At 70.7% G+C, this 13,680-nt stretch carries 14 protein-coding genes; 7 read left to right on the top strand and 7 right to left on the bottom strand.

Going from position 1 to position 13,680, the window contains the following annotated elements:
* Positions 1-378: 378 nt before the first annotated feature.
* Positions 379-750 carry a hypothetical protein gene (locus tag AB4Y83_RS00470; RefSeq protein WP_442295694.1) on the top strand — a complete coding sequence of 124 codons (372 nt, stop codon included), beginning with the start codon at positions 379-381 and terminating at the stop codon, positions 748-750.
* 172 nt (positions 751-922) lie between these two features.
* Here the strand turns inward: AB4Y83_RS00470 and rsmG are convergent, their stop codons facing one another.
* The 6 genes from rsmG to rpmH form a co-directional block, all read right to left on the bottom strand.
* Positions 923-1,714: a 16S rRNA (guanine(527)-N(7))-methyltransferase RsmG gene (gene rsmG, locus AB4Y83_RS00465; protein WP_442274482.1), complete on the bottom strand. Its 792-nt coding sequence runs from the start codon at positions 1,712-1,714 to the stop codon at positions 923-925.
* A gap of 72 nt (positions 1,715-1,786) precedes the next feature.
* The gene (locus AB4Y83_RS00460; RefSeq protein ID WP_442295693.1) at positions 1,787-2,524 is read right to left on the bottom strand and encodes a Jag family protein; all 738 of its coding nucleotides are present in this window, start codon (positions 2,522-2,524) and stop codon (positions 1,787-1,789) included.
* 98 nt (positions 2,525-2,622) lie between these two features.
* Positions 2,623-3,615: a membrane protein insertase YidC gene (yidC, locus tag AB4Y83_RS00455; RefSeq protein ID WP_020141622.1), complete on the bottom strand. Its 993-nt coding sequence runs from the start codon at positions 3,613-3,615 to the stop codon at positions 2,623-2,625.
* 94 nt (positions 3,616-3,709) lie between these two features.
* Entirely contained in the window at positions 3,710-4,084 is a 375-nt protein-coding gene (gene yidD / locus AB4Y83_RS00450; RefSeq protein ID WP_442274480.1) for a membrane protein insertion efficiency factor YidD, read from the bottom strand.
* Complete coding sequence (rnpA, locus tag AB4Y83_RS00445; protein ID WP_442274479.1) at positions 4,081-4,431, bottom strand: ribonuclease P protein component; 351 nt, start codon at positions 4,429-4,431, stop codon at positions 4,081-4,083. Before rnpA ends, yidD begins: the two co-directional genes overlap by 4 nt.
* A gap of 18 nt (positions 4,432-4,449) precedes the next feature.
* Positions 4,450-4,587, bottom strand: coding sequence for a 50S ribosomal protein L34 (gene rpmH, locus AB4Y83_RS00440; protein WP_020141619.1), 138 nt, complete (start codon positions 4,585-4,587; stop codon positions 4,450-4,452).
* Positions 4,588-5,128: 541 nt separating this feature from the next.
* Between rpmH and dnaA the strand changes: the two genes are divergently transcribed.
* Complete coding sequence (gene dnaA / locus AB4Y83_RS00435) at positions 5,129-6,772, top strand: chromosomal replication initiator protein DnaA (RefSeq protein ID WP_442274478.1); 1,644 nt, start codon at positions 5,129-5,131, stop codon at positions 6,770-6,772.
* A 58-nt stretch (positions 6,773-6,830) separates the two neighbouring features.
* Here dnaA and AB4Y83_RS00430 read toward each other — a convergent pair whose 3' ends face one another.
* A complete protein-coding gene (locus AB4Y83_RS00430; protein WP_442295692.1) occupies positions 6,831-7,826 on the bottom strand; it encodes a saccharopine dehydrogenase NADP-binding domain-containing protein in 996 nt (331 codons plus the stop codon).
* 118 nt (positions 7,827-7,944) lie between these two features.
* Between AB4Y83_RS00430 and AB4Y83_RS00425 the strand changes: the two genes are divergently transcribed.
* From AB4Y83_RS00425 to AB4Y83_RS00405, 5 genes are all read left to right on the top strand, one after another.
* Positions 7,945-8,721, top strand: a complete 777-nt coding sequence (locus AB4Y83_RS00425; protein WP_442295691.1) for a TetR/AcrR family transcriptional regulator — start codon at positions 7,945-7,947, stop codon at positions 8,719-8,721.
* A 658-nt stretch (positions 8,722-9,379) separates the two neighbouring features.
* Positions 9,380-10,507: a DNA polymerase III subunit beta gene (dnaN, locus tag AB4Y83_RS00420; protein WP_056823375.1), complete on the top strand. Its 1,128-nt coding sequence runs from the start codon at positions 9,380-9,382 to the stop codon at positions 10,505-10,507.
* Between the two features lie 132 nt (positions 10,508-10,639).
* Entirely contained in the window at positions 10,640-11,776 is a 1,137-nt protein-coding gene (gnd, locus tag AB4Y83_RS00415; protein ID WP_442274474.1) for a phosphogluconate dehydrogenase (NAD(+)-dependent, decarboxylating), read from the top strand.
* 19 nt (positions 11,777-11,795) lie between these two features.
* On the top strand, positions 11,796-13,094 hold the full coding sequence (gene recF / locus AB4Y83_RS00410) for a DNA replication/repair protein RecF (protein ID WP_442295690.1): 1,299 nt from the start codon (positions 11,796-11,798) through the stop codon (positions 13,092-13,094).
* Positions 13,087-13,674 (top strand): DUF721 domain-containing protein, encoded by a 588-nt coding sequence (locus AB4Y83_RS00405; RefSeq protein WP_442295689.1) that lies wholly within the window; start codon positions 13,087-13,089, stop codon positions 13,672-13,674. Before recF ends, AB4Y83_RS00405 begins: the two co-directional genes overlap by 8 nt.
* Positions 13,675-13,680: the final 6 nt, after the last annotated feature.

Below are 13,680 nucleotides of genomic sequence, written 5' to 3'. Positions count from 1 at the left end.
CGGCGTGTCCTGGCCGGCGGTCGGGATGGCTGCTGCGAGGGCCTCACGATCGGCATGGTCGGCCCTGAGCTCGGAGGCGCGTCGGGCTTCGTCCACAGCGTTGTCCCCAGCCTCGTTCGACGTGATTTCCCGTTCAACAGAGGCATTTCCCGGAGCGTCATCCACCGCGTTGTCCACAGGGGGTGGCAGCTCGTCCTGCGCCGCTTCGACCCCCGGCGCCTCGACCTCGACGGGTGCAGGCCCCGACTCCTCGACCGGCCGGTCGTCGGGTGCCGCTCCTGGAGCGGGCTCAATCACCTGACGCTCACCGAAGGCCGCGGCCTCGTCAGTGAGCGGCTGGTCGGGCGACGGCAGCCACTCGTCGGAGGCCGAAAGGTCGTGCCCGAGCTCGAGGGGATCGGGCTGGGCGCCGGGCGCCTCGGTGTCGGAGGGCGTGGGCTCGACGTGCGCTTCCACCGTCTCAGGGTCCGGCTCGCCGGCCCGGTCATCCGAAGCGATGTCGTCGCGGGGCTCCGTTTCCGCGCTGCTCTCGTCGACGCTGCTCTCGTCGACGCTGCTCTCGTCGACGCTGCTCTCGTCGGTCGTCCCCGCCACATCATGGGTTCCGGACGCGGCGTCCGCCTGAGACGGGGTGTCGACGACCTCGCCGGTGCCGGAGCCTCCCACCTCGGCAGCGTTCGCTGCCTGCGTCTCGTCGCCCGACGTCTCGGGTCCCGACTCTGCCTGCTGCCCGTCGCCTGTTTCACGTGAAACGCCCAACATGCGCGCCAGCCAACCGAGACGTCGGTGCTCCGGTCCCGGCTCGGGTTCGCTCGGCCAGCCCAGGTTGGTCGACATCGTCACAGGGAGTGCACCTCCGGGGTTGAGGGACGGCCCGCGGCAGGATCCGCGAGGGTCATCCATCGAAATGGTCTGGACACGATCATGGCTGATGGCGCGGACGCCCGCCCGCTTCCGGGCCGGAGCGTCGCGAACCGCGCGGCCGATCAGCCCGACGGCGGGCCGAACCGGCACTGGATGGCTGGCGCGAGCGGAACCGTCGACGGTCCACGACCGCGCCGATCGTCGCCCGGAGCACGATGGTGGGCTCACCGAGGAGGTCCCCACCGTACTCGTGCACCTCGGCGTCGACCACGCCGAGACGCGTGAGTGCCGTACGCCCTTCAGCCAGCTCGTCGACGGCGCTGCTCCCCTTCAGGGCGAGCAGGCTGCCGCCCGACTCGAGCAGGGGAAGCGTCCACTCGGCGAGCTGGACGATGCGTGACACCGCCCGGGCCGTGACCCATGGCGCGTGCAGCCGGTCCCACATGGTCTCGGCCCGGGCCGTGTGCACCGTGACGTTCGTCAGACCGAGCTGGGCGACGGTGCCCGACAGCCACCCGGTGCGCCGCGCGAGCGGCTCGACGAGGTGCAGGTCCAGGTCGGGACGCGCGATGGCCAGAGCCAGACCGGGGAGACCGGCACCCGACCCCACGTCGATGACCTGCTGCGTCTCCCCGCTCCGGGGGATCGCCTCGTGGACGACGCCGCAGTTGAGCACGTGACGGTCCCAGAGCCGCGGCGTCTCACGAGGGCCGATCAGGCCGTGGCTGATCCCGGTGTCCGCCAGGATCGCCACGAAGTGCTCCGCCAGCGCGAGCCGGTCCCCGAAGACCGCGGCCGCCGCAGCCGGCGTCGAGGGCAGCTCCGCCGGGTCGAGAGCACCGTGGGTCACGCGCTCTCACTCCTCGTGGATGCCGTCTCGGATGCAGGGGTCGATTCCCGTTTCACGTGAAACGGGAGGTGGTCACGCAGGAAGGATGACGATGTGACGGTGCGGGTCGACACCCTCGGACTCGGACACGAGACCGGCGGCCGCGACCTCGTCGTGGACGACCTTGCGCTCGAACGCGGTCATCGGCTCGAGCGCGCGCTTCGTCCCCGACTCCTGCACCTCGGCGATGGCGACCTTGGCCAGCTCGACGAGAGCCGAACGACGCTGCGCGCGGTGACCGGCGATGTCGAGCATGAGGCGGCTCCGCTCGCCGGTCTCGACCTGCACGGCCAGTCGGGTCAGCTCCTGCAGGGCCTCGAGCACCTTGCCGTCGGTCCCGACGAGGCGACGCGGGACGCGGCCCTCGTCGGAGTCGACGATGGCGATCGCAGCCCGGTCGCCGTCGACGTCGACGTCGATGTCCCCGTCGAGGTCGGCGATGTCGAGCAGGGTCTCGAGGAAGTCGGCCGCCACCTCACCCTCGCGCTCGAGCATCCGGACCCGCGACTTCTTGTCGCCCTTGTCCGCCTTGTTGCCCTGGTCCTCGACATCGGGCTCGTCGGAGTCCGCAGTCGCGCCCGGGGTCTCGGCCGGCGAGGCAGTCTCCGCCACCTCGTCGTTCTGGGAAGCCTCGACCGAGAGGGTGGGCTCGGGCACCTCGGTGAGCTGCCCTGGGGTGTCGCTGGTGGCCTCGTTGGTGGCCTCGCCGGTGACGGCCTCGGCAGTGTCGTCAGCGGGCGTCTCGACGTCCGTGGCCTGGGTGTCGCTCATGGGAAACTCCTTCGTTCACCGGGGGCACTTCTGTGGACAACTCACGTTTCCGCAGGTCAGAGGCCCCAAGGCAGTGTGGACAAGTGTGTGGATGAACCTCAGCGGCGATTCTTGGTCGGCTGAGTGCGGGCGCGTTTCTTGCCCTTCGGCTGCTGGCGCTGGCCCGACTTGGGCGCGTCGTCGGGGACGGTCTCGGTCGACTCGAGGCCCGGCACGGTCAGCTCCTGCATGTCCTTGCCCTTGCGCTTCATCCGCTCACGGCGGGCGCGCTCGGCCTCGGACCCGGGGGCCGGCATGTTGCGGATGACGTAGAACTGCTGGCCCATGGTCCACAGGTTCGTCGTGAGCCAGTAGATCAGGACACCGATGGGGAAGTTGACGCCCGAGATCGCGAAGAAGATCGGCATCAGGTAGAGCAGGACCTTCTGCTGCTTGGCGAACGGGTTGTCCAAGGCAGCCGCCGGCATGTTCTTGCGCATCAGCTGGTACTGCGTCGTGAACGTCGTGGCCGACATGAGGATGATGAGGACGGCCGTGAGGATCTTGACGTTGAGGCTGGCACCGGGTGTCAGGAACGAGTCCGACAGCTTGGCCCCGAAGATCGTCGAGCTCTCGATCTGGGCCGCCACCTCGCGGGTGATCGGGCCGATCGCGTCGTGCCCGGGCACCCCCTCGGCCTGGGCCTTGAGGTTGTTGAGCAGCTGGAAGAGCGCGAAGAAGAAGGGGCTCTGGATGAGGATCGGCAGGCAGCTGCTGAACGGGTTGGTCCCGGTGCGCCGGTAGAGATCCATGATCTCGGCCTGCTGGGCCTTCTGGGACTCCGGGTCTCGCTTGCCCTTGTACTTCTTCTGGATCTTCTGCATCTCCGGCTGGATGAGCTGCATCCGGCGGGAGGAGTGGATCTGGCGTACGAAGAGCGGGATGAGCAGGAGGCGGACGACGACGGTGAGGCCGACGATCGACATGGCCCAGGCCCAGCCGGCCAGGTCACCGTTGAGGCCGATCTTGTCGAAGAGCCAGTGCCAGCCGTACATGACCCAGGCTTCACCGAGCTTGATCGGATAGAGCAGGGTGTTGAAGAAGTCGATCACGTGTTTCCTCTGTGGTCTGGTGGGCCGGCCGGTTCAGCTCGGGCTCGAGGTGTCTGGGCCACTCACCACTGATCGGCAACCATATGCCGGTTGGTCAGGTCGTGGGTTCGCGGTGGGAGACCGCGTGCGGGACTGCGTGCGGGGCGTGCTCGTCGTGCTGGTGGTCGTGCTCGTCCTCGGCGGTTCCGGCCGGGCGGAAGTCCTCCGGCCGCACGTCGTTTCGCGTCGCCCACGTCTGGGGAACGGGGTCGACCCCGCCCGGGTTCCACGGGTTGCAGCGGCCGAGCCGGCGGATCGCGAGCCAACCACCACGTAACGGTCCGAACCGGGTCAGCGCGGTGACGGCATACGCCGAGCAGCTGGGGTAGAAGCGGCAGCTGGGGCCGGAGAGTGGGGAGACGAACCGCTGGTACAAGCGGACCGCCAGCACCAGCGGCGCCGCGAGCACCTGGTTGACCGTGGGGCTCATGGCCGGCACGCCTTCTCGAGCTGGCGCCCGACGGCGAGGTCGAGCTCGTCCCACGTCGCCTCCGCCGCGGCCGGGTTGGCGCGCACGACGAGGTCGAGGCCGGTCGGTATGCCGGTCAGCCGGGTTGCGACGCTGGCGCGCAGCCGGCGCTTGGTCCGGTTGCGCACGACGGCGTTGCCGACGGCCTTGGACACAACAAAACCGACGCGCGGCGGAAGTTCCGCACGCGCATCGGTCCGGTTGGCATGCACGACGATGAGTCGCCCGCCTGCTCTGCTGGCGCCGGGCCCGCGTACTGCCGTCGTGAAGTCCGTCCGCTCACGCAGTCGGTGACGTGCCGGCAGCACGCCGCGGCCTCCGGCTGCTCAGGCCGAGAGCTCGGCGCGGCCCTTGCTGCGGCGGCGGGCGAGGATGGCGCGACCCGCGCGGGTGCGCATGCGCAGGCGGAAGCCGTGCGTCTTGGCGCGGCGACGGTTGTTCGGCTGGAAGGTGCGCTTGCTCACGAGGTTCTCCGTAGGTTGCAGGGGCCCGTCCGACGTCACGACGACGTCGGTCCGGCTCCCGTTGTGGGGCTGTCGGTGGCCGATGCGACCGCAATCGGCAAGCCCGTGGAGGGCCGAGGGGGCCGGCTGGGCCGGGCTCGGGGCCATGGGCATGCGAAAGAGGTCGCAGACACGCTCGGTCAACGATACGGGAGCCGTCGAGAGAGGGTCAAACCGACGGAGCCGCCCCGAGCGAGCAGACCAAAACTCACGATCTTCGAAGGTCCCACGGCGATTGCAAGCCGACACGCCGTCCGGCCGGAGATCTATGGACGACTCGATTGTCACCGGTGAGCCTGCGGCTGTAGGTTTTCGACTCTCACGATCCTCGCCACCCCATGCACAGGCTGTGGACAAACGTGTGGACAACAGGGCATCGTTCACCAGGACACGGACGGACCCCGCAGGTCCGACCCCGGCGCACTCGAGCCCTTGCTCGAGACGAACCGAGCCGGGATCGCAACAGGCGCAACGGAATTGACTCAGGGGTAGGTGGGATCAGGTGGCCGATACAGGCGTCGATTACGCGCAGATCTGGCAGCAGACGCTCGGCACTCTCGACTCGGTGGGCCTGTCGAACCAGGAGCGCGCCTTCGTCCGGCTGTGCCGCCTCGTCGGCGTGCTCGACCAGACGGCGCTCGTGCGCGCACCCAACACGTTCACCAAGGACTTCCTCGAGCAGCGGGTGCGTGAGCAGATCCATGAGGCCCTCGCGAGCCAGCTCGGTCACCCGGTCCAGCTCGCGGTCTCGGTCGACGAGAGCCTCGAGACCGACCTCGGGATGATCAGCGACGAGCCGAGTGGGCAGGTCCACGACGGCTCGCGCAGCGGTCAGGGCGCCGGCCAGATCGGGGGCGCGGGCTCCGGCTCCCCGTCCGGCAACGGCTCCGGGGCCATCGGCGGCCACCAGAACGGCGGCTACGGCCAGGCCGCTCACAACCCGCTGCGCGACCTCGCCGAGAGCGCACCAGCACTCAACGGCGCCGACCTCGACGAGCCGCGGCAGCCGACCTACGAGGCGCAGACGCGGATGGAGCTCGGCCCCGACCCGCTCAGCGGTGGCGAGAGCGGGCCGCTGCGCCTCCAGCAGCGCCCCGAGCCCAGCTCGCCGGGCGACACCCGGCTCAACCCGAAGTACACCTTCGACACCTTCGTCATCGGCGCGAGCAACCGCTTCGCCCACGCGGCCGCGGTCGCGGTGGCCGAGGCCCCGGCCAAGGCGTACAACCCGCTCTTCGTCTACGGCGAGTCCGGGCTGGGCAAGACCCACCTGCTCCACGCGATCGGGCACTACGCCCGCACGATGTTCCCCAACGTGCGCGTGCGCTACGTGAACTCCGAGGAGTTCACCAACGACTTCATCAACAGCATCCGTGACGACAAGGCGAGCGCGTTCCAGAACCGCTACCGCAGCGTCGACGTGCTCCTCATCGACGACATCCAGTTCCTCCAGGGCAAGCTGCAGACGCAGGAGGAGTTCTTCCACACCTTCAACACGCTGCACAACGCGAACAAGCAGATCGTCATCACGAGTGACCTGCCGCCGCGCGAGCTGTCCGGCTTCGAGGACCGGATGCGCACCCGCTTCGAGTCGGGCCTGCTCACCGACGTCCAGCCGCCCGACCTCGAGACCCGCATCGCGATCCTGCGGAAGAAGGCGATCCAGGACCGGATGACGGTCCCCGACCCGGTCCTCGAGTACATCGCGACGAACTTCAGCACCAACATCCGCGAGCTCGAGGGCGCCCTCATCCGCGTCACGGCGTTCAGCAACCTCAACCGCCAGGCGGTCGACCTGCCCCTCGCGGTCATCGTGCTCAAGGACGTGCTGCCCAACGAGACGCCGAACCAGGTGACCGCGGCGACGATCATGGCGGTGACGGCGGCCTACTACGCGGTGACGCTCGAGGACCTCTGCGGCTCGAGCCGCTCGCGCCAGCTCGTGACGGCCCGGCAGATCGCGATGTACCTCTGCCGCGAGATGACCGACCTCAGCCTGCCGAAGATCGGCCAGCACTTCGGCGGCCGCGACCACACGACGGTGATGCACGCCGACCGCAAGATCCGCGAGCTCATGGGTGAGCGCCGCGCGATCTACAACCAGGTCACCGAGCTGACCAACCGGATCCGCCAGCAGTCGCACTGACACCCGAGCACGTCCGCTGACGCGGCCCGATGACGTATGCCGTCGGGCCGCGTCGGCGTCAGGCCGCGGCCCCCGCGTGGGCCGGCTTCGCAGCCTTGGCCGCGCGCCGGGCGGCCACGGTCGTCGTCAGCGCCTCGTCCCACGGGGTCGGGGCGAGCCCGAACGTGCGCTGGGTGAGCTCGGAGTCGAGGACGAAGGGCCGCTCGAACTGGTGGCGGGTCTCGCGCAGCTCTCGCATGAAGGGGACGACCGCACCGGCTGCGGTGCCGAGCGGCCGGGGCAGCACGCGTACCCTCCGCTGCTTGACGCCGGCGACACGCGCGACGTCACCGGCGGCCTCGTCGAACGTGCGGGCGGGCGCGGTCGGCACGTGCCAGGCTCGACCCCAGCCGTCGTCGCCGGCGGCGACCCGCGCTGCGAGCCGGCCGACGTCGGGGACGTAGGTCCACGAGTGCGGCGCGTCGGCGCGGCCGGCGGGCACGAAGGGCGGTCGGCCGGCGAGCAGCGCGTCGATGACCACGTCGCCCAGGTAGCTGGTCCGCGGCGTCGTGCCCGGTCCGAAGTAGTCGCTCGAGCGCAGCTCGGTGACGCGCAGCCGGCCGGCCTCGTGGCGGGCCAGCGCCTCGGTCCACATGTCCGCACGGATGCGTCCCTTGTGACCCGACGGCCGCATCGGGTCGTCCTCGTGCATGGGCGCCTCGACCTCGCCGTAGCCGTAGAGGTTGCCGATGATGACGAGGCCGGCTCCGGACTCCTCGGCGGCGGTGAGGGTGGCGGCGGCGATCGGCGGCCAGTCGGTGTCCCAGGTCATGTAGCTGGGCGGGTTGACGGCGTTGACGATGCTCGCGGCACCGCCCGCCAGGGCGGTCAGCGCGGACCCGTCGCTCGCGTCGACGGCGACGACCTCGACCGCGTCCGGGTGGGTGTCCTGCCAGGGGCGTTCGACGACCCGCCCCGAACGGGACGCGAGGGTCACGGTGTGGCCGAGGGCGACGAGTGCGGCGGTCGTCGAGCGGCCGACGCCGCCGGCGCCGAGGACGAGGTGGTGGGTCATGGTCTGCTCCTTCGAGATTGTGGCGTGAGCACCGCTCACATTTCGATGGTGACAGCAGTCGGCGACGAAAGCAAGAGCACTGCTCACATTTTCGCGCGAGATGTGGCAGGCTCGGTCCATGGACCCGTTCGACATCACACCCGCGGACGCGTCCGCCCCTGCACCCGCCGCCGACACGCCTGCCGCCCCGCTGGGCAAGCGCGCCCGGAACCGGCTCGCCGTCGAGGCCGACATCCTCCGCGTGGCGCGTGAGCACCTGGCCACGGACGGGGCGGCCGCGCTCAGCCTGCGCGCCGTCGCCCGCGACCTCGGCATGGTCTCCTCCGGGATCTACCGCTACGTCGAGAGTCGCGACGAGCTCCTCACCCGCCTCATCGTCGACTCGTACTGGTCGCTCGCCGCAGCCGTCCGCAGCGCCCACGACACCGTCCCCCACGACGACCTCGAGGCACGATGGGATGCCATCGGCCGCGCCCTGCGAGCGTGGGCGGTCGACCGGCCGCACGACTTCGCGCTCATCTACGGCTCTCCGGTCCCGGACTACGAGGCCCCGTCCGAGCGCACCGAGGAGCCGGGCACGGCCGTCCTCGTCCTTCTCGTCGCCCTGCTCGACGACGTCCGGGCAGCGGGCCGGCTCGCCGACCCCCAGCGGCTCGGACTCGTGCCGGCGCGCGCCGAGGCCGGTGTCGGCGCACTGCTCGAGGCACCGATGTTCGCCGCGACACGGCTGGACGCCGTCGACCTGACCCAGGGACTGGCCGCCTGGACCTTGCTGCTCGGCGCCGTGACGAGCGAGGTCTTCGCCCAGCTCGGGCCGGTTCCGGACGGCGAGGCACTCTTCGAGTGTCTTCTCGCGGCCTCGCGACGGTGCGCCATCGCTCCGGCCGGTGACTAGTCGGCCCCGTCCGGGACGCCTGCACGCGCCCGCGCACACGGCATACGTCCACATCCGTCCACAGGTTTGTCCACACCTGTGTGCACAGCGTGACCTCTCCGTGACCCGAGGCAGCAGACGCGACGAGACCGCGGGGCGCGAGAGTTGTCCACCGCCTGTGGACAACTCTGTGGAAGCCGTGGCCCGGATCGTGCACAGGTGACTAGTCCTCAATCATTTCAAATCGGACATATCCAGACCGCTCTTCCACACGCCTCTGTGGAAACGTGTGGACGACGGTCGGAAAGCTGCGGACAACCCCCGGGCTTCCTGTGAGGACGATGTGCACGGCCGAGATCCGTCCACAGGGCGGGCCTGTCGCGTCCGGCGCGACCCCACACGCCGTGCACACCCCCATCGGTGGGCTGACCTGCACCGACGCCGGTTGTCCACAGCATCCACAGCACCTATGACTATGACGAGATCCCAGTCATAGAGGGGAGCCCCGACAACGAGGGTCCGACCGGACGCCCAGGGCCGGCTCGCGAGGGTCCACGGACCCGATGGGCGATCGGGTGATTTTGCCGCCTCGGCGATTCGGGGAGTGTCTGTGGTGCCAGTCACCGGCAGGCACTAGTGTCTGAGCCCCAATGTCCTTCCCCGTCGAAGTGAGTGCACCGTGAAGTTTCGGGTTGAGCGAGACGTCCTGGCCGAGGCCGTGACCTGGGTGGCCCGTGGGCTCCCGGCGCGCCCGCCGGTTCCTGTGCTCGCTGGCGTGCTCGTCGACGCGAACGAGGACGGCACGCTGACGCTGTCCGCCTTCGACTACGAGGTGTCCGCGCGCATCACCGTGCCGGCAGACGTCGCCGAGGCCGGCCAGGTGCTCGTGCTGGGTCGCCTGCTCGCCGACATCTCGCGCAACCTGCCCAACAAGCCGATCGACGTCAGCACCGACGGCAGCAAGGTCAACGTCGCCTGCGGCTCGTCCCGCTTCGCGCTCCGCGAGATGCCGGTCGCCGACTACCCGACGCTGCCGCTCTCGCCCGAGACGAGCGGCACCATCGCCGGCGACGTCTTCACCCAGGCGGTGGCCCAGGTCTCGATCGCCGCCGACAAGGGCGACACCCTGCCGATCCTCACCGGCGTGCGGATGGAGATCGACGGCGACAAGGTGACCCTCCTCGCGACCGACCGCTACCGCCTCGCGATGCGCGAGCTGACGTGGAGCCCGTCGGCCACCGATGCGAGCCACGTCGCGCTCATCCCGGCTCGCCAGCTCTCCGACACGGCACGCGCCCTCGGTGCGTCCGGTTCCGTCGAGCTCGCGCTCGGCCAGGGCGGCGACGGCCTCATCGGCTTCGAGGCCGGCCAGCGCCGCGCGACGACGCGCCTGCTCGACGGCGAGTACCCCAAGGTCACCTCGATCTTCCCGACGTCGGTCGACACCGAGGCGGTCGTCGAGACAGCGGCGCTCGAGGAGGCGGTCAAGCGTGTCGCCCTCGTCGCCGAGCGCAACACCCCGGTGCTGCTGAAGTTCACCGATGGCCAGGTCGCCATCGAGGCCGGCACCGGCGACGACGCCCAGGCCTCCGAGGCCGTCGAGGCCACGCTCAACGGACCCGAGATCCAGATCGCGTTCAACCCGCAGTTCCTCCTCGACGGCCTGCACGCCGTCGGCACAGCCTGGAGCCGTCTCTCGTTCACCCAGCCGAGCCGCCCGGCCGTGCTGACCGGCCAGGCCGAGGCCGACTCCGAGCCCGACACCAGCTACCGCTACGTCCTCATGCCGGTCCGCTTCGCCAGCTGACAACCACTCCCGCACCGCGCTCACGGCGCACTCGAGCGCCCGGTGCCGTACGCCGCCGGGCAGGCGTAGCCTCGAACCGCGCCACCCGCTCCGCACGCTTCCCGCAGACTTCCCCGCAGAAAGGCTCGCGACATGCAGCTCGGTCTCATCGGTCTCGGCAAGATGGGCGGCAACATGCGCGAGCGCTTGCGTCGCGCGGGCCACGAGGTCATCGGCTTCGACCGCAACCCCGACGTCGCCGACGTGCGCACGCTGCCGGCGCTCGTCAAGGCCCTCGAGGCCCCGCGCGTCGTGTGGGTCATGGTGCCGGCCGGCGACCCGACCCGTGAGACCGTCGCCAAGCTCGCCGAGCTGCTCGAGCCGGGCGACCTCGTCATCGACGGTGGCAACTCGCGCTTCACCGACGACTTCGAGAACGCCAAGCTGCTCGGAGAGAAGAAGATCGGCTACGTCGACTGCGGCGTCAGCGGTGGCATCTGGGGCCTCGAGAACGGCTACGGCCTCATGTGCGGCGGCGACAAGAAGTGGGTCACCCGGGCCATGCCGATCTTCGACGCGCTGCGGCCGGAGGGCCCGCGCGAGGAGGGCTTCGTCCACGCGGGCAAGGTCGGTGCCGGGCACTACACGAAGATGGTCCACAACGGCATCGAGTACGGCCTCATGGCTGCCTATGCCGAGGGCTACGAGCTGCTCGAGAAGAAGGACATCGTCACCGACGTCCCCGGTGCCTTCAAGGCGTGGAGCCGCGGCACCGTCGTGCGGTCCTGGCTGCTCGACCTCATGGTCGACGCGCTCGAGGAGAACCCCCACCTCGACGACGTGTCCGACTACACCAACGACTCCGGCGAGGGGCGCTGGACCGTCGAGGAGGCCATCGCCCTCTCCGTGCCGATGCCGGTCATCTCGGCCTCGCTCTTCGCGCGCTTCGCCTCGCGCCAGTCGAGCTCGCCGACGATGCAGGCCGTCGCGGCGCTGCGCGGCCAGTTCGGCGGGCACCAGGTCATGACGATCGCCGAGGGCGAGAAGCTGCGCCAGGGCGACGTGCCGGCGGCCCCGGCCAAGAAGGCCGCGGCGAAGAAGGGCGCCTCGCGTCGCTCCGCGACGAAGCAGGCGAGCAAGCGCGCGTCCGCGACGGCCTCGCAGGCCAACGTCGGCGCCGCGAAGAAGGCCGCCTCCTCGGGTCGGGCGTCGGCGACGACGGCCACCGACATGGCCGACTCCGCGCGCGGCCAGAAGCGCGCGGCGAAGAAGACCGCCAAGAAGGCCTGAGCAGAGCGCCGCACCCTCCTTGCACGTCCGTCACCTGACCCTCAAGGACTTCCGCAGCTACCCGAGCGCCGAGCTCGCGCTGACGCCGGGCGTCACCACGCTCGTGGGTCTCAACGGCCAGGGCAAGACGAACCTCGTCGAGGCGGTCGGCTACCTCGCCACGCTCGGGTCGCACCGCGTGGCGACGGACCAGCCGCTCGTCCGGTTCGGCGCGGCCCAGGCGATCGTGCGTGGGGCCATCATCCGCGACGACCGCGAGACGATGGTCGAGCTCGAGATCACGCCGGGTCGCGCCAACCGCGCCCGCCTCGGGCGCTCCCCCGTCTCGCGGCCGCGCGACGTGCTCGGCACGGTGCGCACGGTGCTCTTCGCGCCCGAGGACCTCGCCCTCGTCAAGGGCGACCCGTCGGAGCGGCGGCGCTTCCTCGACGAGCTGCTCGTGCAGCGACAGCCCCGGTGGTCGGGGGTCCGGTCCGACTACGACAAGATCCTCAAGCAGCGCAACGCCCTGCTCAAGTCCGCGGCGCCGGTGCTCCGCAAGGGTGCCCGTCGCCCGCCGCGTCCGCCCCGCGACAGCGACCAGCCGGTCGACGAGGCCCGCGAGGCGGCCCTGCACACCCTCGACGTGTGGAACGACCACCTCGCCTCGGTCGGGGCTCAGCTGCTCTACGCACGGCTGCGGCTGCTGCGCGACCTCGTGCCCGACCTCTCCGAGTGCTACGACGCGGTGAGCGCGGCCGCCTCGAATGCACGCGCCACCTACAAGAGCTCCCTCCACGAGGACCTCGCCAAGCGGCTCGCCGCCGGTGAGGTCCCCGAGATCGAGGAGCTGCGCACCGGGATGCTCGACACCCTCGAGCAGGTGCGCTCCAGCGAGATCGAGCGCGGCATCTCCCTCGTCGGGCCCCACCGTGACGACCTCGTCCTTTCCCTCGGCGAGCTGCCCGCCAAGGGCTACGCCAGCCACGGCGAGTCGTGGAGCTTCGCCCTGGGACTCAAGCTCGCGGCATACCGGCTCCTGCGGCGCGACCTCGGCGACGACCCGGTGCTCGTGCTCGACGACGTCTTCGCCGAGCTCGACTCCGGCAGGCGCGAGCGGCTCGCGGCGCTCGTCTCCGACTGCGAGCAGGTGCTCATCACCGCCGCCGTCGGGGCCGACGTGCCCGACGTGCTCCGCGAGAACGGCACGACGTATGCCGTCGTGCTCGGTCAGGTCCAGGCCGCAGGCTCCGTGGGTGCGTCCGTCAGCGAGCCACCTCAGGCCCTCGCGGAGGACACCGCCGGCGAGGAGTCGGGTGGGGAGGGCGACGATGAGTGACGACGCCCCCGGGGCCGAGCCCGCCGACACGGCGGCCGGTGCTGCCGAGGAGACCCCCGAACCGAACGACGAGGACACCCGGATCGCCGACGCCGCGGCCTCGGCGCTGGCGCGGGCGCGGGCGGGAGCGGCCGAGAAGGGACTGCGCCCCGGCATGCGGCCGAAGAAGCGACGCCGTCCGATCGGTGACGCGCCGGTGCTGTCCGGCTCGGCCCGCGACGGTCGCGACCCGGCCCTGCTCGGTGACCAGCTCGACCGGTTGCTGCTCGACCGCGGCTGGAAGGTCGACGTCGCGGTCGGCTCGGTCATGGGCCGCTGGCCCGAGATCGTGGGGCCCGACATCGCCGGCCACGTCGAACCGCTCACCTTCGTCGACGGGATCCTCACGGTGCGCGCCGACTCGACGGCCTGGGCCACGCAGATGCGCCTGCTCGCCTCGTCGCTGCTCGCCCGGATCGACGAGGAGATCGGAGCCGGCGCGGTCCGCGAGCTCAAGGTCGTCGGCCCGAGCGCGCCGTCGTGGAACCGCGGCGCCCGTCGCTCCCCCGACTCGCGAGGACCGCGCGACACCTACGGCTGATCGGCG

This window comes from Terrabacter sp. RAF57 (assembly GCF_052113925.1).
Classification (GTDB): Bacteria; Actinomycetota; Actinomycetes; order Actinomycetales; family Dermatophilaceae; genus Terrabacter.
Note: the sequence above shows the minus strand (reverse complement) of the source record. Positions and strands in the feature narration are given on the sequence as shown.